General features: G+C 34.2%; 19 protein-coding genes and 4 tRNA genes. 22 read left to right on the top strand and 1 reads right to left on the bottom strand.

Annotation, left to right across the window (positions count from 1 at the left end):
- Window positions 1–120: 120 nt before the first annotated feature.
- The 5 genes from ACIDC4_RS17185 to ACIDC4_RS17165 all read left to right on the top strand — a co-directional run bounded on the left by ACIDC4_RS17185 (window position 121) and on the right by ACIDC4_RS17165 (window position 5,800).
- On the top strand, window positions 121–2,088 hold the full coding sequence (locus tag ACIDC4_RS17185) for a putative porin (protein ID WP_412043036.1): 1,968 nt from the start codon (window positions 121–123) through the stop codon (window positions 2,086–2,088).
- Window positions 2,089–2,135: 47 nt separating this feature from the next.
- On the top strand, window positions 2,136–3,497 hold the full coding sequence (locus ACIDC4_RS17180; protein ID WP_412043037.1) for a pyridoxal-phosphate dependent enzyme: 1,362 nt from the start codon (window positions 2,136–2,138) through the stop codon (window positions 3,495–3,497).
- An 80-nt stretch (window positions 3,498–3,577) separates the two neighbouring features.
- A complete protein-coding gene (locus tag ACIDC4_RS17175) occupies window positions 3,578–4,060 on the top strand; it encodes a 3'-5' exonuclease (RefSeq protein WP_412043038.1) in 483 nt (160 codons plus the stop codon).
- Window positions 4,061–4,136: 76 nt separating this feature from the next.
- On the top strand, window positions 4,137–5,408 hold the full coding sequence (locus ACIDC4_RS17170; protein WP_412043039.1) for a DUF2851 family protein: 1,272 nt from the start codon (window positions 4,137–4,139) through the stop codon (window positions 5,406–5,408).
- A 164-nt stretch (window positions 5,409–5,572) separates the two neighbouring features.
- On the top strand, window positions 5,573–5,800 hold the full coding sequence (locus tag ACIDC4_RS17165; RefSeq protein WP_007810860.1) for a PspC family transcriptional regulator: 228 nt from the start codon (window positions 5,573–5,575) through the stop codon (window positions 5,798–5,800).
- Between the two features lie 73 nt (window positions 5,801–5,873).
- Here ACIDC4_RS17165 and ACIDC4_RS17160 read toward each other — a convergent pair whose 3' ends face one another.
- Entirely contained in the window at window positions 5,874–7,325 is a 1,452-nt protein-coding gene (locus ACIDC4_RS17160) for an amino acid permease (protein ID WP_412043040.1), read from the bottom strand.
- Window positions 7,326–7,599: 274 nt separating this feature from the next.
- On the opposite strand from ACIDC4_RS17160, the gene ACIDC4_RS17155 reads away from it, so the two are divergent.
- From ACIDC4_RS17155 to rpoB, 17 genes are all read left to right on the top strand, one after another.
- Window positions 7,600–8,502 (top strand): ComEA family DNA-binding protein, encoded by a 903-nt coding sequence (locus tag ACIDC4_RS17155; RefSeq protein ID WP_412043041.1) that lies wholly within the window; start codon window positions 7,600–7,602, stop codon window positions 8,500–8,502.
- Window positions 8,503–8,519: 17 nt separating this feature from the next.
- Window positions 8,520–9,662, top strand: a complete 1,143-nt coding sequence (locus ACIDC4_RS17150; RefSeq protein ID WP_412043042.1) for an acyl-CoA dehydrogenase family protein — start codon at window positions 8,520–8,522, stop codon at window positions 9,660–9,662.
- 229 nt (window positions 9,663–9,891) lie between these two features.
- Window positions 9,892–10,086, top strand: a complete 195-nt coding sequence (rpsU, locus tag ACIDC4_RS17145) for a 30S ribosomal protein S21 (RefSeq protein WP_026985791.1) — start codon at window positions 9,892–9,894, stop codon at window positions 10,084–10,086.
- 138 nt (window positions 10,087–10,224) lie between these two features.
- Window positions 10,225–11,118, top strand: coding sequence for a tyrosine-type recombinase/integrase (locus tag ACIDC4_RS17140; protein ID WP_412043043.1), 894 nt, complete (start codon window positions 10,225–10,227; stop codon window positions 11,116–11,118).
- Window positions 11,119–11,153: 35 nt separating this feature from the next.
- Window positions 11,154–11,456 (top strand): ribosome hibernation-promoting factor, HPF/YfiA family, encoded by a 303-nt coding sequence (gene hpf, locus ACIDC4_RS17135; RefSeq protein WP_412043044.1) that lies wholly within the window; start codon window positions 11,154–11,156, stop codon window positions 11,454–11,456.
- A gap of 91 nt (window positions 11,457–11,547) precedes the next feature.
- A tRNA-Thr gene (locus ACIDC4_RS17130) sits at window positions 11,548–11,621 on the top strand.
- 122 nt (window positions 11,622–11,743) lie between these two features.
- Window positions 11,744–11,824, top strand: a tRNA-Tyr gene (locus tag ACIDC4_RS17125).
- A 92-nt stretch (window positions 11,825–11,916) separates the two neighbouring features.
- Window positions 11,917–11,988: transfer RNA gene (locus ACIDC4_RS17120), tRNA-Thr, on the top strand.
- Between the two features lie 55 nt (window positions 11,989–12,043).
- The gene (gene tuf, locus ACIDC4_RS17115; protein WP_031456758.1) at window positions 12,044–13,231 is read left to right on the top strand and encodes an elongation factor Tu; all 1,188 of its coding nucleotides are present in this window, start codon (window positions 12,044–12,046) and stop codon (window positions 13,229–13,231) included.
- 60 nt (window positions 13,232–13,291) lie between these two features.
- A tRNA-Trp gene (locus ACIDC4_RS17110) sits at window positions 13,292–13,362 on the top strand.
- Window positions 13,363–13,380: 18 nt separating this feature from the next.
- Window positions 13,381–13,578 (top strand): preprotein translocase subunit SecE, encoded by a 198-nt coding sequence (secE, locus tag ACIDC4_RS17105; protein WP_041517377.1) that lies wholly within the window; start codon window positions 13,381–13,383, stop codon window positions 13,576–13,578.
- Between the two features lie 10 nt (window positions 13,579–13,588).
- Window positions 13,589–14,140, top strand: coding sequence for a transcription termination/antitermination protein NusG (nusG, locus tag ACIDC4_RS17100; protein ID WP_029273444.1), 552 nt, complete (start codon window positions 13,589–13,591; stop codon window positions 14,138–14,140).
- Window positions 14,141–14,207: 67 nt separating this feature from the next.
- Window positions 14,208–14,645: a 50S ribosomal protein L11 gene (gene rplK, locus ACIDC4_RS17095; RefSeq protein WP_007807442.1), complete on the top strand. Its 438-nt coding sequence runs from the start codon at window positions 14,208–14,210 to the stop codon at window positions 14,643–14,645.
- Between the two features lie 13 nt (window positions 14,646–14,658).
- A complete protein-coding gene (rplA, locus tag ACIDC4_RS17090; protein WP_007807440.1) occupies window positions 14,659–15,348 on the top strand; it encodes a 50S ribosomal protein L1 in 690 nt (229 codons plus the stop codon).
- Between the two features lie 22 nt (window positions 15,349–15,370).
- Window positions 15,371–15,874 carry a 50S ribosomal protein L10 gene (gene rplJ, locus ACIDC4_RS17085; RefSeq protein WP_056195154.1) on the top strand — a complete coding sequence of 168 codons (504 nt, stop codon included), beginning with the start codon at window positions 15,371–15,373 and terminating at the stop codon, window positions 15,872–15,874.
- Window positions 15,875–15,965: 91 nt separating this feature from the next.
- Window positions 15,966–16,337 (top strand): 50S ribosomal protein L7/L12, encoded by a 372-nt coding sequence (gene rplL / locus ACIDC4_RS17080; protein ID WP_007807437.1) that lies wholly within the window; start codon window positions 15,966–15,968, stop codon window positions 16,335–16,337.
- Window positions 16,338–16,602: 265 nt separating this feature from the next.
- Complete coding sequence (gene rpoB / locus ACIDC4_RS17075; RefSeq protein WP_412043045.1) at window positions 16,603–20,415, top strand: DNA-directed RNA polymerase subunit beta; 3,813 nt, start codon at window positions 16,603–16,605, stop codon at window positions 20,413–20,415.
- Window positions 20,416–20,679: the final 264 nt, after the last annotated feature.

The raw sequence follows: 20,679 nt of genomic DNA, 5'->3' as shown, positions 1-20,679 counted from the left end.
CGTTCTCTTACTATTTGCCAAAGCAGTAGTATAAATTCAAGTGTTTTTTTATTTATACGTTTTTATCTTTTACCTTTGCCAGACAAATTTTGCCAAAATAATTCCATATAAAGCGATCAAATGAGAATATTCTTTTTTCTATACCTATTAGTTGTACCCACTTTATTGTTTTCTCAGGAAAAAAATACTTCTAAAAATAGTTTAGATATGAATACTAAATATTCAAGTATAACTGATACTATAAAAAAGAAAAAAGCAAAAATTGCAACAATAGATCAATACCAGATTATTACGCTGGAGCATGATACTACTTATGTTGATACTTCGTTAACCTTAAAAAGCGCCTATAAACAAAATAATCTTCGTAAAGATGATTTCGGACTTTTGTCTTTCGCAAATATAGGTCAGACTTATAATACTTTGCAATACAGCCTGACTAGTTTTTCGCCTTATCCGGAAATTGGTTTTAACGGAAAACACTTTAATTATCTTCAGGCAGATCAAATCAATTATTATTCTGCAGCAACACCTTTGACGGAGTTGTTTTTTAATACAACAATAAATAAAGGTCAGAACGTAGATTCATTTATTACATTAAATACATCAAAAAACCTTAATTTTTCTATCGCATACAGAGGTTTACGTTCAGAGGGAGATTATATAAACCAATTGGTAAGTGCAGGAAATTTTAGATTTACAACAAGTTACGCTACAACCGACAGAAGATATGCGATAAATGCACATTATACGTATCAGGATGTTTTAAACGAAGAAAATGGCGGAATTACAACGCCTGCAGATTTTGAAAGTGATAATCCGGATTATAAAAACCGTCAAAGATTGCAAGTGTATCTTACGGATGCGGAATCGTTTTTAAAAGGCCGACGTTTGTTTTTTGATCATGCTTTTAGAATAAATCCAACTGAGGGGAATAATAATTTATATGTAACGCATCAGTTTAATTACGAAAACAAGGCTTTCGAATACAAGCAGGCGACTGTTCTTTCAGCTGTTGGTACCAGATCAGTGCAACGATTTGGAGAATCGTATGTAACAAGTGGTATAAACGATCAAACCCATTACGAAAGATTGTACAATAAGGTAGGATTAGCTTATGAAAATTCTCTTTTAGGGAAATTTAATTTTTTTGTAGACGATTACAGGTCTAACTATAAATACGGAAGAGTCTTAGTAGATAAAGATGGAACAGTTATTCCGGATAATTTATTTTTGCAGATTAATAATGTAGGCGGACAATTCGAATATCAAAAAAACAAATGGAACGGACGTTTTTTATATTCAAGATCGATTACAGACCAGTCATTGTCTGATTTAGATGCAAAATTGAAATATGATTTTAATGATAAAATCCAGTTTGATTTTAGATACCGTAACATCAACAAATTGCCAAATAATAACTACAATTTGTACCAAAGTAGTTATGTGCAGTATAACTGGTCGAATAATTTTAAAAACGAGAAAATTAATTCGCTTAGTGCCGCTGTTAGCACGCCTTGGCTGAATGCAGAAGTTCAGTATACGGTTTTAAATGATCATTTGTATTTTGCAGATGTTTCTTCGCCAGCTCAAAAAGCTGTTAATACACAAATTATAAATCCGGCCCAGTACGGAAATGCGATTAATTATCTGGAGATAAAAGCAAGTCGTGAATTTAAATTTGGTCCTTTCGCTCTTGATAATACACTTTTATATCAAAAAGTAGATCAGTCAGATTTAGTTTTAAATGTACCGGATTTTGTAACAAGAAATACATTTTATTATTCAGGTTACTTTTTTAAGAAAGCACTGTATATGCAAACCGGAATCGTTTTTAATTATTTTACAAAGTATTACGGAAATGGTTACAACCCTGTTGTAGGTGAATTTTATGTTCAGAAAGACAAAGAAATTGGAGGTTATCCATTATTCGATCTTTTCCTAAATGCCAGAATTCGCCAAACCCGATTTTATGTAAAAGCAGAGCACATCAATGCTCTTTTTTCTAAAAGCGATTATTATTCAGCACCTAATAATCCTTATCGTGATTTTGTGATACGATTTGGTTTAGTTTGGAATTTCTTCCAATAGCATTAGGTATTTATTATATTAAAAATCAAATATTAAATTAAATAGAAATGGACTTTTCAAATAACATTTTAGAAACAATTGGTAATACACCATTGGTAAAACTCAACAAAATTGTTGCTGAAATTGATGCGTTAGTATTGGCAAAAGTCGAAACTTTTAATCCCGGAAATTCTGTAAAAGACAGAATGGCCGTAAAAATGGTTGAAGATGCAGAGGCAGATGGCCGATTAAAACCAGGAGGAACTATTATTGAAGGAACTTCTGGAAATACCGGAATGGGATTGGCGCTTGTAGCGATCATTAAAGGATATAAACTGATTTGTGTAATATCTGACAAACAGTCTAAAGAAAAAATGGATATTTTGCGTGCTGTGGGAGCCAAAGTAGTAGTTTGCCCTACAGATGTTGAGCCAACGGATCCAAGATCTTATTATTCTGTTTCAAAACGTCTGGCCGAAGAAACGCCAAATTCATGGTATGTAAATCAGTACGATAATATGTCAAACTCTTTGGCACATTACGAACAAACGGGACCGGAAATCTGGAAACAAACTGATGGGAAAATCACTCATTTTGTGGTTGGAGTAGGAACAGGAGGAACTATCTCAGGTGTTGGAAAATACTTAAAAGAGCAAAATCCAAATATTAAAATTTGGGGAATCGATACTTATGGTTCTGTTTTTAAAAAATACCATGAAACCGGAATTTTCGACGAAAACGAAATTTACTCTTATATTACCGAAGGAATTGGAGAAGACATTTTGCCTAAAAATGTTGACTTCTCTTTAATAGACGGATTTACAAAAGTAACCGATAAAGATGCAGCGGTTTATACCAGAAAAATTGCTCTTGAAGAAGCTATTTTTGTTGGGAATTCTGCAGGAGCTTGTATAAAAGGATTGTTACAGCTTAAAGAACACTTTAAGCCAGAAGATGTGGTTGTGGTATTGTTTCACGATTCAGGAAGCCGTTACGTAGGTAAAATGTTTAATGACGACTGGATGCGCGAACGTGGTTTCTTAGAAGAAAACATTACAAAGGCCGAAGACGTAATTAAAGATCATATTGATAAAGAATTAATCGTAGTTCGTACAGAGGAATTGGTTTCTCACGCGATCGAACGTATGCGTAAATACAAAATCTCGCAGATTCCTGTTGTAGATATTACTGGTTTTGTGGGTTCTGTTGATGAAACAGATTTGTTTAGAAGTTATGTTGCAGATAAAAACGTAGCCGAAAAACCAATCAAGGAAGTAATGGGAAAACCTTTCCCAATTGTAAAATTAGGAACACCAATCGAAGAAGTTTCTAAATTATTTACCAAAGAAAATGATGCTGTTTTGGTGGATTTAGGAAATGGTAATCATCATATTATTACGAAATATGATATCATTGGATCTATAAAATAATACGATTTTAATAATTCATAAATCCATAAATCTAGTTTTGAAATTAGGTTTATGGATTTTTTAGCTTAATACATTCGAAAATGACTTTTACCGCGATAGATTTTGAAACTGCTACAGGACATCATCCGTGCTCTGTTGGAATCGTTACTGTAGAGAACGGAATAATTACAGATGAGTTCGTTACCCTTATTAAACCTCCTAAAAATGAGTACAATCCGTTTACGATTCGTGTACATGGAATTTATCCAAGAGATACTGTAAATGCCAAAACTTTTGTGCAGGTTTATCCTGAGATCGAAAAAAGATTAAAGAATAGAGTAGTGGTCGCGCACAACGAAAGTTTTGACCGTAATGTTTTAATGAAATCGATGGCGCTTTATGGTTTGTTTTACGAAGATTTGAACATAGCAGAGAAGTGGGAATGCACCGTAAAGATTTATAAAGCAAAAGGTTTCAAGCCTACTAAACTAAGTGATTGCTGTCGCCAAATGAAAATTCAGCTTAATCATCACGAAGCATTATCTGATGCAAGAGCTTGTGCTAAGTTGTATATGTTGAGATAAAAATAAATATTTTGTAAGATTAATATTATTTTAATTAATTTTAGACTTTTTATAAACCAAAGTAAAAGTCTAAAAAATGAAAGAAGATTTTCTTCATTATCTCTGGAAATTCAAGAAGTTCGATACTTTGAATTTACAAACTACCCAGAATGAACCAATCACGATTATAAAAACCGGAGATTACTTAGAACTTGCCGGTCCGGATTTTTTTAATGCCCAAATTACCATAGGAAATCAAAAATGGGCAGGAAATGTAGAGATTCATTTAAAATCTTCAGATTGGTATGTTCATGGTCATGAAAAAGATGCAGCTTACGAAAATGTAATCTTACATGTAGTTTGGGAACATGACACAGAAATATTTGGTAAAGGCAATAGAGAAATTCCTGTTTTGATTCTGCAAGATTATGTTTCATCGGAAATTTTATCCAATTATAATTCTTTAGTAGCGCCTAAAACCTGGATATTTTGCGAAAAAGATATTACGAAAATTGACGATTTTATATTAAAAAACTGGCAGGAAAGATTGTTCTTTGATCGTTTAGAGCGCAAATCAAAATTTATTTACGATTTATTAGAAGAAACAAATCAGGATTGGGAAGGGGTTTTATTTTCCTTGCTAGCAAAGAATTTTGGTTTAAATACAAACGGCAATACTTTTTTGCAAATTGCGAAATCCATTCCTTTTTCCATTATCCGTAAAGAAAGCTTTGAAGTGGAAAACCTCGAAGCATTACTTTTAGGTACTTCCGGTTTATTAGATGATAATAAAGAAGATATTTATTTTACAGATCTAAAATTAAGGTATTATTATTTGCTTAATAAATACCAATTAGAAAAGCGTCATATCGATTCGGTCCAGTTTTTCAAACATCGTCCGGATAATTTTCCAACAATCAGGCTTTCGCAATTGGCTAATTTGTATCACAAACACCAAAACTTATTTTCGAAAATAATAGTTCTAAATTCCGTACAAAGCGTTTATGATTTATTGAATGTTTCGGCAAGTGTATATTGGAGTAACCATTATCAGTTTGATAAAGAAAGTGTAAAGAAGCCTAAATCTTTATCGAAATCTTTTCTGGATTTGATTATTATAAACACCATAATTCCTATTCAGTTTGCGTATTCCAATATAAGAGGTGAATCTATTGCAGAAGAATTAATAGCATTTATGAATGAAGTTACCCCTGAAAAAAATGCTATAATTGATAAATTTAAATCTTTTAGGGTTTCTGCTAAAAACGCTTTTGAAACACAAACCTTGTTAGAACTTAAAAATGAATATTGCAATCAGAAATCATGTCTAAGATGTGCATTAGGAATTGAGCTGCTAAAGAATAATTAGAGAATTAGAAAATGTGTCAATGAGATAATTTTGTACTTTTGTTACTTGCATATATAATTTCATCCTGAGCGAATGCGAAGGATAAAATCTAAAATCTAAAATCTAAAATCTAAAATCTAAAATCTAAAATCTAAAATCTAAAATCTAAAATCTAAAATCTAAATATGTCAGCAATTTTAAAACTCAAATTCTTTTTCGAAAAATATGGTTTTCATGTTTCTTCAAGATTGGCCGATAAATTGGGTATGCGCGTAACGAGTGTGAGATTGTTTTTTATCTATATTTCGTTTGTTACTGCAGGTTTAGGATTTGGAGTTTATCTTACTTTGGCATTCTGGATTCGCCTAAAAGATTTAATTCGTGCTAAAAGAACATCAGTCTTCGATTTATAAGACTATTTAAAACATAAAAAAAGGATCATAAAGTTATTTACTCTATGATCCTTTTTTATATCTCTTTAGGGAATTATTTTCCCGGATTGTTCAGTTTACTGTTTTTCTTACCATAAACAAAGTAAATTACTACTCCTAATGCCATCCAGACTACAAGTCTCACCCAGCTTTCGTTAGGTAATGAATACATCAAAGCCAGGCAAATTACGATACCTGCGATAGGCACAAATGGTACTAAAGGTGTTCTGAAAGATCTTGGAGCATCTGGCATTCTTTTACGCATCACCATTACACCAATACAAACAAGTACAAAGGCTAATAATGTTCCAATACTTACCATGTGTCCTAAATCGCTTACCGGAACCAGTCCAGCAAATAAACTTACAAATACTAGGAAGAAAAGGTTAGTTTTCCACGGAGTACGAAATTTAGAGTGAATAGAACTGAAGAATGGAGGTAATAAACCATCTTTACTCATAGTATAAAATACACGGCTTTGGCCCAAAAGCATTACTAATATTACAGAAGTATACCCCGCTAAAATAGCTACAATTAAACCTGTTTGTAAAAAGTCATAACCTGTTTTAGCAAAAGCAGTTGCAGCAGGTTTAGCATCACCGGCAAATTCTTTATAATTAACAAGACCTGTCATTACGTGAGCAAAAAATACATATAATAAGGTACATATAACAAGCGATCCTAAAATACCAATTGGCATTCCTTTTTGCGGATTTTTAGCTTCCTGAGCAGCTGTAGAAACAGCATCAAAACCAATGAAAGCAAAAAATACAGTTCCTGCACCAGCAGCAATTCCTGACCATCCAAATTCACCAAAAACACCAGTGTTAGCCGGGATATAAGGTGTGTAGTTTGCAGTGTCAATAAAACTCCATCCTAAAATGATGAAAACAAGAACTACAGCAACTTTTACAACCACTAAAAAGTTGTTTAAAGACGCAGATTCTTTTGTTCCTCTTATTAATAATAACGATAACATAGATACAATAAAAATCGCCGGTAAATTTACAATACCGCCTTCGATCACTGTACCGTCGCTAAGTTTAAGAGTTTCCCATGGCGAACATATAAATTGATGAGGGAGGTGAATTCCGTATTTGTTTAGTAATTCTAATAAGTAACGCGACCAACTTACCCCGACGGTTGCGGCTCCCAAAGCGTATTCTAAAACTAAATCCCAACCAATAATCCAAGCCATAAATTCTCCCATTGTAGCATAAGAGTATGTATATGCGCTACCAGCAACCGGAATCATAGAAGCAAATTCTGCATAACAAAGTCCGGCAAAAGCACATCCAACGGCTGCTAAAACAAAAGAAAGAGTAACTGCTGGTCCTGCGTGTTCTGCTGCAGCAATTCCTGTTAACGAGAATAATCCGGCTCCAATAATGGCTCCAACTCCAAGTGCAACGAGAGACCGTGAAGATAGAGTTCTTTTTAAGCCTTTTTCAGATTCGGAAGCTTCGTCAAGCAATACCGAAAGTGGTTTAGTTTTCCAAATAGACATATTATAATATTGGTTTATTGTTATTAAGTTCCAAATGTATTGTTTTTTGTAAAAAATAAAAACAATTATCTCTTTTTAAGTTATAAAATATTAAATTTTTTGATAAAACCTCCGTTGATTATTCTTTAACTACTGGGATTCATTAAATTAATTGGGCTTTATTAGTGAAAAATGTAATTTTAAAAATAATGATATTTTTAATATAATTCTTGTTAAATTAATCGTTTTTCACTTAATTTACAGGATTTATTAGAAATGAGTAATTTTAGTCGCCATGAATTTTAGTCCATTTGCAAACTATTTTAGGTTTACAAAACAGCAGCGTACAGGAATTTTTTTACTTTTCATTATTATAATGATTTTACAGACAATTTATTTTTTTGTCGATTTTAGTTTACCCGAAAAATCTTTTCCGGAAAAAGAACAATGGCTGTCTTTGCAAACCGGGATTGATTCTATGAAGCTCGCCAAATTCAGTGAAAAGCCAAAAGTATATTCTTTCAATCCTAATTTTATTACAGACTATAAAGGATATAAACTAGGAATGTCGGTTGAGGAGATAGATCGTTTGCTGGCTTTTCGCAGAGAAAATAAATACGTCAGTTCGGCAAAAGAGTTTCAGGAAGTAACCAAAGTTTCCGATTCTTTATTAAACGCAATGGCTCCGCTTTTTAAATTTCCGGATTGGACTCAAAACAAAACGAATTTTAGAACAGAAAGAAAAGAATTTGTTCAAAAGGAGGGTTTTAAAAAAGAAAATTTCAAAAAAGAAAAAATTATAGTTTTAGATATCAATCAGGCGACCCAAGAAGATTTGATCAAAATTTATGGTATTGGCGAAGCTTTATCAGCAAGAATATTAAAACAAAAAGAAATTTTAGGCTGTTTTGTTTCTATGGAACAAATGAATGATGTTTGGGGACTTTCGCCAGAAGTTATCAGTGAACTCAACAATCATTTTAAAGTAGTAATACCTTCTTCTTTTAAAAAGATCGCCATAAACGATGCGTCTTTAAAAGAATTATCGCAGTTCTCCTATTTTAAATATGCCTTGGCAAAACAAATTGTAACTTATAGAAGTATGAACGGAAATATTAATAATATTGAGGATTTATCAAAAATTAAAGGTTTTCCTGTTGAAAAAGCAAAAATAATTAGTTTATATTTGGAGTTCTAAAACAAAAGCAGCTTACAATGAATTTTGAATATAACGAAACGCAGTCGATGATTGCTCAGTCTATAAAAGATTTTGCCGAAAAAAATATCAGACCTAATATTATGGAATGGGATGAGGCTCAAATTTTTCCGGTTGACCTATTTAAAAAATTAGGCGAAATGGGATTTATGGGGGTTTTAGTGCCCGAAGAGTACGGAGGATCTGGATTGGGATATCATGAATATATTACAGTTGTAGAGGAAATTTCAAAAGTAGATCCTTCAATTGGTTTATCGGTTGCCGCGCATAATTCATTATGTACCAATCATATTTTGACTTTTGGAAACGAAGAACAAAAGAAAAAATGGTTGCCAAAATTAGCAACAGCAGAACATATAGGAGCCTGGGGATTAACAGAACACAATACGGGTTCTGATGCAGGTGGAATGAATACAACAGCTGTTAAGGACGGAGATGAATGGATTGTAAACGGAGCTAAAAACTTTATAACGCACGCAATCTCTGGAGATATCGCAGTTGTAATTGTACGTACCGGAGAAAAAGGAGATTCTAAAGGAATGACCGCTTTTGTTTTCGAAAAAGGAATGAAAGGATTCACTTCGGGAAAAAAAGAAAATAAATTAGGAATGCGTGCCAGCGAAACTGCAGAATTGGTTTTTGATGGTTGTCGTGTTCCGGATGCTAATAGATTAGGAGAAATAGGGCAGGGATTTGTTCAGGCCATGAAAATATTAGATGGAGGTCGTATTTCAATCGGAGCTTTGTCTTTAGGAATTGCCAAAGGTGCTTACGAAGCAGCATTGAAATACTCTAAAGAAAGACATCAGTTTGGTCAGCCTATTAGCAGTTTTCAGGGAATTTCATTTAAACTGGCCGATATGGCAACAGAGATTGAAGCTTCAGAATTATTATTGCATAAAGCTGCATTCTTAAAACAACAGCACAAACCCGTTACGACACTTGGTGCAATGGCAAAAATGTATGCGTCAGAAGCCTGTGTGAAAATTGCAAACGAAGCTGTTCAAATTCATGGAGGCTACGGTTACACAAAAGATTATCCTGTAGAGAAATTCTATCGTGATTCAAAACTATGTACTATAGGAGAAGGAACTACCGAAATTCAAAAGTTAGTTATTTCGAGAAATTTGCTAAAAGAATAAAGAATAAAGAATAAAGAATAAAGAATAAAGAATAAAGAATAAAGAATAAAGAATAAAGAATAAAGAATAAAGAGTATTATTATTGGCTCTTTTTAGGGATCGATTTTTGGAGAAATCTATTCTCTTTTTTCTATGTTCTATTTTCTTTTAAAATAATTTAGAATTCATAACCCATAATTCATAATTAATACATACTTTTGCACCCTTAACGAGAGGAGGTGTCAATATTATGTTAATTATACCAATTAAAGACGGAGAAAATATCGATAGAGCATTAAAGCGCTATAAAAGAAAATTTGATAAAACAGGAACTGTTCGTCAACTAAGAGCACGTACTGCTTTTATTAAGCCTTCTGTTATCAAAAGAGCACAAATTCAAAAAGCTGCTTACATCCAAAACATGAGAGATGGTTTAGAGAGTTAGTATTAGCTTTTCAAAAATAATTACCGTTAGTTATCAAAATTTTGATACTAACGGTTTTTTTATGCTTAATTTTGAGATAAATAATATTCTTTATATAAGTAGAATATGGGTTTGTGTAAATGAAAAGTGTGTATTCCTATGAAATCAAATAAAGAAGCATTTCGCGATTATCTTCAATTAGAGAAAAAATATTCCCCACATACAGTCAATGCTTATTTGAATGATATTTTATTTTTTGAAACATTCAATAAAGAGCATTTTGAGCAGGAAAATATCGAACAGGTTAATTACGGTCAAATCAGGAGTTGGATAGTTTCGCTTGTAGATGATGGTATTTCTAATGTATCTGTCAATCGAAAAATGTCTTCTTTAAAAGCATTTTATAAATTCCTTTTAAAAACAAAACAAATAGAGGTGAGTCCAATGCTGAAACATAAAGCATTAAAAACGCCAAAAATTGTTCAGATTCCATTTTCTGAAAAAGAACTGACAGATTTAATGCAGCAGGTTGGAAATCCTTCCGGATTTGAAGAAGTAAGAGATAAGTTGATCGTAGATCTTTTTTATACTACCGGAATGCGTAGGGCAGAGCTAATACATTTAATGAAGTACAATGTCGATTTGTCTTCAAATGTAATTAAGGTTCTTGGAAAGCGAAATAAAGAACGTATTATTCCGGTTTTGCCAATAATTACGGAGCAGTTTAATTTGTATTTGCAGGAAAGAGCTTCGGTGGAGAACATCATTGATGAAGATTATTTTTTTATTTCGTTAAAAGGGTTAAAATTGAGTGAATCTTTTGTGTATCGATTAATAAATTCATACTTTAGTAAAGTCTCTGAAAAGGTAAAAAAGAGTCCGCATGTGCTTAGGCATACATTTGCAACTCACTTGCTAAATAACGGAGCAGATTTAAATTCAGTTAAAGAGTTATTAGGACATTCAAGTTTGGCATCTACACAAGTTTATACTCATAATAGTTTAGCAGAGCTTAAAAAGGTGTATGGTGATGCGCATCCAAGAAATAAATAATGATTCTTAAAATGTTTAACCCTAAAATTTGTATTATGAAGGTAGATGTTCATGCAGTTAACTTTACTGTTGACAGAAAATTAGTGGATTTTATTCAGGAAAGAATGGATAAATTAGAAAAATATTACGATCGAGTAGTTTCGGCTGACATTTTTTTAAAGGTTGAAAGAACGAGTGATAAGGAGAATAAGGTAGTAGAGATTAAGATTAATGTCCCGGGAGATGATTTTTTGGTTAAAAAACAATGTAAAACGTTTGAAGAAGCGGTAGAGCTTTCGGCAGAATCTCTAGAACGTGTATTGGTGAAAAGGAAAGAAAAAATAAGAGCACACATATAATTGAAAATTTTTTTTAAAAAATGTTTTGATTAAAAGATAAAATAGCTACATTTGCAGTCCGTTAGAAATAGCGGACTTTTTTATTGATATTGCCAGCGTAGCTCAGTTGGCTAGAGCAGCTGATTTGTAATCAGCAGGTCGTGGGTTCGAGTCCCTCCGCCGGCTCTAAAATATTTCAAATGCGATTTGAAATTTGTTCTTTAAAATTATGGAATAAAACAAATTTAGGTTTCTTAATTTGGTTTTAGAGTAATCTAAAATCTTAAGTCAAAAATCTAAGATTGTCTGGGGAGATACTCAAGCGGCCAACGAGGGCAGACTGTAAATCTGCTGTGTGAACTTCGCAGGTTCGAATCCTGCTCTCCCCACAAAAAGAAGTTAAGATTTCAGAGCGTAGATTTGAGATTGTAGATTGAAAAATCTAAGATCTAAAATCAAAAATCTAAAATTAGAACTCTCTGCCGACTTAGCTCAGAGGTAGAGTGCTTCCTTGGTAAGGAAGAGGTCACGGGTTCAATTCCCGTAGTTGGCTCAAGTAAGTAGGAAATTGAAAATTAATATATAACTAAGATTAAAAATTAAGTAAAATGGCAAAGGAGAATTTTAATCGTTCCAAACCGCACTTAAACATAGGTACAATTGGACACGTGGATCATGGAAAAACTACATTAACTGCAGCAATTACAAAAGTATTGTCTGATGCTGGTTACTGTCAAGCAAAATCGTTTGATCAAATCGATAACGCTCCAGAGGAGAAAGAAAGAGGTATTACTATTAATACATCACACGTAGAGTATGAAACAGCTAACCGTCACTACGCTCACGTTGACTGTCCAGGTCACGCGGATTACGTAAAGAACATGGTTACTGGTGCTGCTCAAATGGACGGAGCTATCTTAGTAGTTGCTGCTACAGATGGTCCAATGCCGCAAACTCGTGAGCACATCCTTTTAGGTCGTCAGGTAGGTATTCCAAGAATCGTTGTTTTCATGAACAAAGTGGATATGGTTGATGATGCTGAATTGTTAGAGCTTGTTGAGATGGAAATCAGAGATTTATTATCTTTCTACGAATATGATGGAGATAATGGTCCTGTAGTTCAAGGTTCTGCTTTAGGAGGATTGAATAATGATCCTGCTTGGGTACCAAAAATCATTGAATTAATGGAAGCTGTTGATGCTTGGATCGAAGAGCCAGTGCGTGACGTAGCTAAACCATTCTTGATGCCGGTTGAAGATGTATTTACAATTACTGGTCGTGGAACTGTTGCTACAGGTCGTATCGAAACAGGTATTGCTAATACAGGAGATCCAGTTGAAATCATTGGTATGGGAGCTGATAAATTAACTTCTACTATTACAGGAGTTGAGATGTTCCGTAAAATCCTTGATAGAGGTGAAGCTGGAGATAACGTAGGTTTATTGTTAAGAGGTATTGATAAAGAATCTATCAAAAGAGGAATGGTTATCATTAAGCCAGGATCAGTAAAACCACACGCTACTTTCAAAGCTGAGGTTTATATCTTGAAAAAAGAAGAAGGTGGACGTCATACTCCATTCCATAATAACTACCGTCCACAGTTCTACGTACGTACAACTGACGTAACAGGAGTTATTACTTTACCAGAAGGAGTAGAGATGGTAATGCCAGGAGATAACTTGACTATCAATGTTGCTTTATTAAGCCCAATCGCAATGAGCGTAGGTTTACGTTTCGCTATCCGTGAAGGTGGTAGAACAGTAGGTGCAGGTCAGGTAACTGAAATCGTAGGATAATCCTATAAAATTTATAAAAAGCCAGTTGATTTTCATAACTGAAATCACTGGCTTTTAATTACGGGCGTAGTTCAAGGGTAGAATAGCGGTCTCCAAAACCGTTGATGGGGGTTCGAATCCCTCCGCCCGTGCAATAAAAAATATATCAAATGACAAAAGTTACGAATTATTTATCAGAGGCTTTCGAAGAGTTAAAGTCAAATGTTACTTGGCCTGCTTGGGCTGAGGTTCAAAAATTGACAATTGTTGTGGCTGTATTTTCGGTTTTATTCGCCTTGGCAACATGGGGAGTAGACGAATTTTTTGCAAAAGCTTTGGCTGGATTTTTTAACTGGTTAAAAGGATAATTTTTTTGTGATGGCAGATAATAATGTGAAAAAATGGTACGTAGTTAGAGCTGTAAGCGGACAGGAAAACAAAGTCAAAGCTTATATCGAAACTGAGATTGCCAGACTAGGTATGGGTGATTATGTTTCCCAAGTTTTAGTACCTACAGAAAAAGTAGTTACTGTAAAAGAAGGAAAGAAAATGTCTAAGGATAAAGTTTATTTCCCTGGATATGTTATGATCGAAGCCAATTTGGTTGGTGAGATACCTCATATTATTAAGTCTATTACTAGTGTAATTGGATTTTTAGGTGAGATCAAAGGTGGAGAACCTGTTCCTTTGAGACTTTCTGAAGTAAATAGAATGTTAGGTAAAGTAGATGAGTTAGCTGTGAATACAGATACTCGTGCTATTCCTTTCAACTTAGGCGAAACTGTTAAGGTGATCGATGGTCCATTTAATGGCTTCAACGGAACAGTTGAAAAAATCAATGAAGAAAAGCGTAAACTTGAAGTAATGGTGAAAATTTTCGGAAGAAAAACTCCATTAGAATTAAGTTTTATGCAAGTTGAAAAAGTATAATTTTTGTTACATCTATAATAACCACCATAATCGCTTCCAATGATTAGGGTGTTAAATTTTTTAAAAAATGGCTAAAGAAATTAGTAAGGTAGTTAAACTACAAGTTAAGGGAGGTGCTGCGAATCCGTCGCCACCGGTTGGACCTGCTTTAGGAGCTGCTGGGGTTAATATCATGGAGTTCTGTAAGCAGTTCAATGCTAGAACACAAGATAAACCTGGCAAAATATGCCCAGTACAAATTACTGTGTATAAAGACAAATCATTTGATTTTGTTGTTAAGACTCCTCCAGCTGCTGTCCAATTATTGGAAGCTGCAAAGCTAAAGTCTGGATCAGGTGAACCAAATCGTAAAAAAGTAGCTAGTGTTACTTGGGACGTTATCAAAGCTATTGCTGAAGATAAAATGGTAGATTTAAATGCATTCACAATCGAATCTGCAATGAGCATGATCGCTGGAACTGCTAGATCTATGGGTATAACTGTATCAGGAGATGCTCCTTTTTAATTAAGAGAAAGAAATGGCAAAATTAACAAAAAAGCAAAAAGAGGCTGCTTCAAAAATTGAAAAGAACAAACTATACTCTTTAAAAGATGCAGCTGCATTAATTAAAGTTATAGCTTCTGCAAAATTTGATGAGTCTGTTGATATCGCAGTTCGTTTGGGTGTAGATCCAAGAAAAGCGAATCAAATGGTTAGAGGTGTAGTTACATTACCTCACGGAACAGGTAAAGACGTTAAAGTATTAGCATTGGTTACTCCAGATAAAGAAGCGGAAGCTAAAGAAGCTGGGGCTGATTATGTAGGTCTTGACGATTATTTACAAAAAATTAAAGATGGTTGGACAGATGTTGATGTGATCATCACTATGCCAGCTGTTATGGGTAAATTAGGTCCATTAGGTCGTATTTTAGGACCTAGAGGTTTAATGCCAAACCCTAAAACAGGTACTGTAACTATGGATGTTGCAAAAGCTGTTGCAGAGGTTAAAGCTGGTAAAATTGACTTTAAAGTTGATAAAACTGGTATCGTACATGCAGGAATTGGTAAAGTTTCTTTTGGAGCTGAGCAAATTTATGACAATGCACACGAAATTATTCAAACATTAATCAAACTTAAACCAACTGCTGCTAAAGGTACCTACATTAAAGGTATTCACCTTACAAGCACTATGAGTCCTGCAATTGCATTGGACCCTAAAGCAGTATAATTGGTAGTTAATAATTTTTAGTATGACTAGAGAAGAAAAATCAATCGCGATTGAAGATTTAACTGCACAGTTAGCTGGTACAAATATTATTTATGTATCTGATATTTCTGGATTAAACGCAGAAACTACTTCAAGCTTGAGAAGAGCTTGCTTTAAAGCAGGTATAAAATTAGAGGTTGTAAAAAACACTTTGCTTGCAAAAGCAATGGAAGCTTCTGCTAATGACTATGGTGATTTACCTTCAGTATTGACTGGTAATAGTGCTATCTTCATTTCAGATGTTGCAAATGCACCTGGAAAAATAATTAAAGATTTCAGAAAAAAATCAGCTAAACCTGTATTAAAAGGAGCTTATATTAACTCTGAAATTTACATTGGAGATGATCAATTAGATGCATTAGCAACTATCAAATCTAAAGAAGAACTTCTTGGAGAACTTATTGGATTATTGCAATCACCAGCACAAAGAATTATTTCTGCTTTACAAAACAAATTCGCTGGTAGCGAAGAAGAAGCTGAAGCATAATAATTCGTACGAGGAATTTAATTTCCTGGTAGCTTAATTAGCGCACAATAAATAAATTATATTTTACAAATCATTTTAAACGATAGAAAAAATGGCAGATTTGAAACAATTCGCAGAACAATTAGTTAACTTAACAGTTAAAGAAGTTAACGAATTAGCAACAATATTAAAAGACGAGTATGGTATCGAGCCTGCTGCTGCAGCTGTAGTAGTTGCTGCTGGTGGTGGAGAAGGTGCTGCTGAAGAAGCACAAACTGAATTTACAGTTGTATTAAAAGAAGCTGGTGCTTCTAAATTAGCAGTTGTAAAATTAGTTAAAGAACTTACAGGTTTAGGTTTGAAAGAAGCTAAAGATGTAGTTGACGGTGCTCCAAGTAACGTTAAAGAAGGTGTTTCTAAAGAAGAGGCTGAAGGTCTTAAAAAATCATTAGAAGAAGCTGGAGCTGTAGTTGAGCTTAAATAATTCAACTCAGTTTTAAGAACTAGGTTTAGGTCTTGAGTGAACGCTCAATGGCCTAAACCATTTTTCGTATAATAAAATAGATCAAGTTTTATTATCAAATAGTTTAAAATACGAAAAAGTTTTTGATCAATACGAAGAAAAAAAATTGAGCCAAATTTTACTGGTTTATTTTTAAAGATGTATTGATTACAATAAGAAAGTATAGATTAAACAGTGTGTGTTTACACAAAAAATTACTTTTTTTTAATCAAAATTTTGTCCATTGATGATAACAAATCAGACTGAAAGATTGAATTTTGCCTCTACAAAAAATATTCCTGACTATCCGGATTTTCTGGACGTTCAGGTTAAATCTTTTAAAGATTTTTTTCAATTAGAAACTAAATCTGATGAAAGAGGCAACGAAGGGTTATACAACACCTTCATGGAAAACTTCCCAATTACAGATACAAGAAACAACTTTGTATTGGAATTCCTAGATTACTTTGTAGATCCGCCACGTTATACAATTCAAGAATGTATAGAGAGAGGTCTTACTTATAGTGTGCCTTTAAAAGCCAGGTTAAAACTATACTGTACAGATCCGGAACACGAAGATTTTGAAACTATTGTACAAGATGTTTACCTTGGAACAATACCTTATATGACTCCAAGCGGTACTTTTGTTATCAACGGTGCTGAGCGTGTAGTAGTATCTCAACTACACCGTTCTCCAGGGGTTTTCTTTGGTCAATCATTCCACGCAAATGGAACAAAACTTTATTCTGCCAGAGTAATTCCTTTTAAAGGTTCTTGGATAGAATTTTCTACAGATATCAACAGCGTAATGTATGCTTATATCGACAGAAAGAAAAAATTACCGGTTACAACTTTATTCCGTGCAATTGGATTCGAAAGAGATAAGGATATCCTTGAGATCTTCGACCTTGCTGAAGAAATTAAAGTTTCTAAAACAGGTATTAAAAAATATATTGGAAGAAGACTTGCTGCACGTGTATTGAACACTTGGCACGAGGATTTCGTTGATGAAGATACCGGTGAGGTAGTTTCTATCGAGCGTAACGAAATCATCCTTGATAGAGATACTATTATCGACAAAGATAATGTTGAAGAAATCATTGATTCTAACGTAAAATCTATTTTGTTACACAAAGAGGATAATAACCAAGCAGATTATGCTATTATCCACAACACGTTACAAAAAGATCCAACAAACTCTGAAAAAGAAGCTGTTGAGCATATCTACAGACAATTGCGTAATGCAGAACCGCCTGATGAAGAAACTGCTCGTGGTATTATAGATAAATTGTTCTTCTCTGATCAACGTTATAACTTAGGTGAAGTTGGTCGTTACAGAATGAACAAAAAACTTGGTTTGGATATCCCAATGGAAAAGCAAGTGCTTACCAAAGAAGATATCATTACCATTGTAAAATATTTGATCGAATTGATCAACTCTAAAGCAGAGATTGATGATATTGATCACTTATCAAACCGTCGTGTTAGAACAGTTGGAGAACAATTGTCTCAACAATTCGGTGTTGGTTTAGCACGTATGGCAAGAACTATTCGTGAGAGAATGAACGTTAGAGATAACGAGGTGTTTACACCAATCGATTTGATTAATGCTAAAACATTATCATCGGTTATCAACTCTTTCTTTGGTACGAACCAGCTATCTCAATTTATGGACCAAACGAATCCATTAGCTGAGATTACGCACAAAAGAAGACTTTCTGCCCTTGGACCTGGTGGACTTTCGAGAGAGAGAGCTGGTTTTGAGGTTCGTGACGTTCACTATACACACTATGGTCGTTTATGTCCGATTGAAACTCCAGAGGGACCAAACATTGGTTTGATTTCATCTCTTGGTGTTTATGCAAAAGTTAACGGGATGGGATTCATCGAAACTCCTTACCGTAAAGTTACAGATGGTGTAGTTGATTTAGAAAGTACACCTATCTATTTAAGTGCTGAAGAAGAAGAGGGAAAAATGATTGCTCAGGCAAACATTGAAATGGATGCTACTGGTAAAATCACAGCAACAAATGTTATTGCTCGTGAGGAAGGTGACTTCCCGGTTGTTGAGCCTTCTGCAGTGCATTATACAGACGTTGCACCTAACCAGATTGCTTCGATTTCGGCTTCATTGATTCCTTTCCTGGAACATGATGATGCGAATAGAGCCTTGATGGGATCTAACATGATGCGTCAGGCGGTTCCTTTGATCCGTCCGGAAGCACCAATTGTTGGTACTGGTTTAGAGCGTCAGGTAGCTTCAGATTCTAGAGTATTGATTAATGCTGAAGGAGATGGAACTGTAGAGTATGTTGATGCTAACATCATTACTATCAAATACGACCGTACTGAAGAAGAAAGAATGGTAAGTTTTGATGCTGATGAAAAAACATACAACTTAATTAAATTTAGAAAAACCAATCAAGGAACAAGTATCAACTTGAAACCAATCGTAAGAAAAGGTGACAGAGTGATTCTTGGACAAGTGTTATCAGAAGGATATGCTACTCAAAATGGTGAATTAGCTTTAGGTAGAAACTTAAAAGTTGCGTTCATGCCATGGAAAGGGTATAACTTTGAGGATGCGATTGTAATTTCTGAAAAAGTAGTTCGTGATGATATTTTTACTTCTATCCACGTTGATGATTACTCATTAGAGGTTAGAGATACTAAGTTAGGAAATGAAGAGTTAACAAACGATATTCCTAACGTTTCTGAAGAAGCTACTAAAGATTTAGATGAAAACGGTATGATCAGAATTGGAGCAGAGGTTAAACCTGGCGACATTTTGATCGGAAAAATTACACCAAAAGGAGAATCAGATCCTACTCCGGAAGAGAAATTGCTTCGTGCAATCTTCGGGGATAAAGCAGGAGATGTAAAAGATGCTTCATTAAAAGCTTCTCCATCTTTACACGGTGTAGTTCTTGACAAAAAATTATTTGCAAGAGCCGTAAAAGATAAACGTAAACGTACTCAGGATAAAGATGCTTTAGGCGCTTTAGAAATGGAGTTTGAAACTAAATTTGTTGAATTAAAAGACAGATTGGTTGAAAAATTATTCCTGATCGTGAACGGAAAAACATCTCAGGGTGTAATGAATGATTTGGGTGAAGAAGTTTTACCAAAAGGTAAAAAATATACTCAAAAAATGCTTTACGCAGTAGAGGATTTTGCTCACTTAAGCAAAGGTCAATGGGTTGCTGATGATGCTACTAATAAAATGGTTAATGATTTAATTCATAACTATAAAATTAAGCTGAACGACTTACAAGGATCTTTAAGAAGAGAAAAATTCACTATTACAGTTGGGGATGAATTACCATCTGGAATCTTGAAATTAGCGAAAATTTATATCGCTAAAAAACGTAAACTGAAAGTAGGGGATAAAATGGCAGGACGTCACGGTAACAAAGGTATTGTTGCAAGAATCGTTCGTCATGAAGATATGCCTTTCCTTGAAGACGGAACACCGGTAGATATCGTATTGAATCCACTTGGGGTACCTTCACGTATGAACATTGGTCAGATTTATGAAACTGTTCTTGGATGGGCTGGGATGAACTTGGGTAGAAAATTTGCTACTCCAATTTTTGACGGTGCTTCTTTAGATCAAATTAATGAATTAACTGATGAAGCTGGAGTACCACGTTTCGGACATACACATCTTTATGATGGTGGTACTGGAGAGCGTTTCCATCAAGCTGCAACTGTGGGTGTAATTTACATGCTTAAATTAGGACACATGGTTGATGATAAGATGCACGCACGTTCTATCGGACCATACTCGTTGATCACTCAACAACCACTTGGAGGTAAAGCTCAATTTGGAGGTCAGCGTTTTGGAGAGATGGAGGTTTGGGCACTTGAGGCTTATGGAGCATCAAGTACACTTCGTGAAATCTTAACAGTTAAATCGGATGACGTTATTGGTAGAGCTAAAACTTACGAAGCTATCGTTAAGGGTGAGTCTATGCCAGAACCAGGATTGCCAGAATCATTCAATGTATTAATGCATGAATTGAAAGGTCTTGGACTTGACATTCGTTTAGAAGAATAAATAAAATTTTCAGTTGCAGTCTCAGTATTCAGTTCAACACTGAAAGCTGAGACTGAAACTGTTTATGAAAATAAAAGTTTTTAGGATTTATACCCGTAACCCGTTCCGATTTTTTATTTAAACCTGAAAAGTTTTATAATTAGCACTTCAAAATTGACGTTTGAAGTTTAGAGAAGTAATCCGTGGTAGCGACTTAATAATTTACGATGAGTAGAATTAAGTTAAAATCAATTTTTTAATTGCAGATAAATCAATAGTAAAAAC

The organism is Flavobacterium sp. C3NV (assembly GCF_046825355.2).
In the GTDB taxonomy this organism is placed as follows: Bacteria; Bacteroidota; Bacteroidia; order Flavobacteriales; family Flavobacteriaceae; genus Flavobacterium.
The sequence above is the reverse complement of the archived record's forward strand: the minus strand, read 5'-3'. Positions and strand labels throughout refer to the sequence as shown.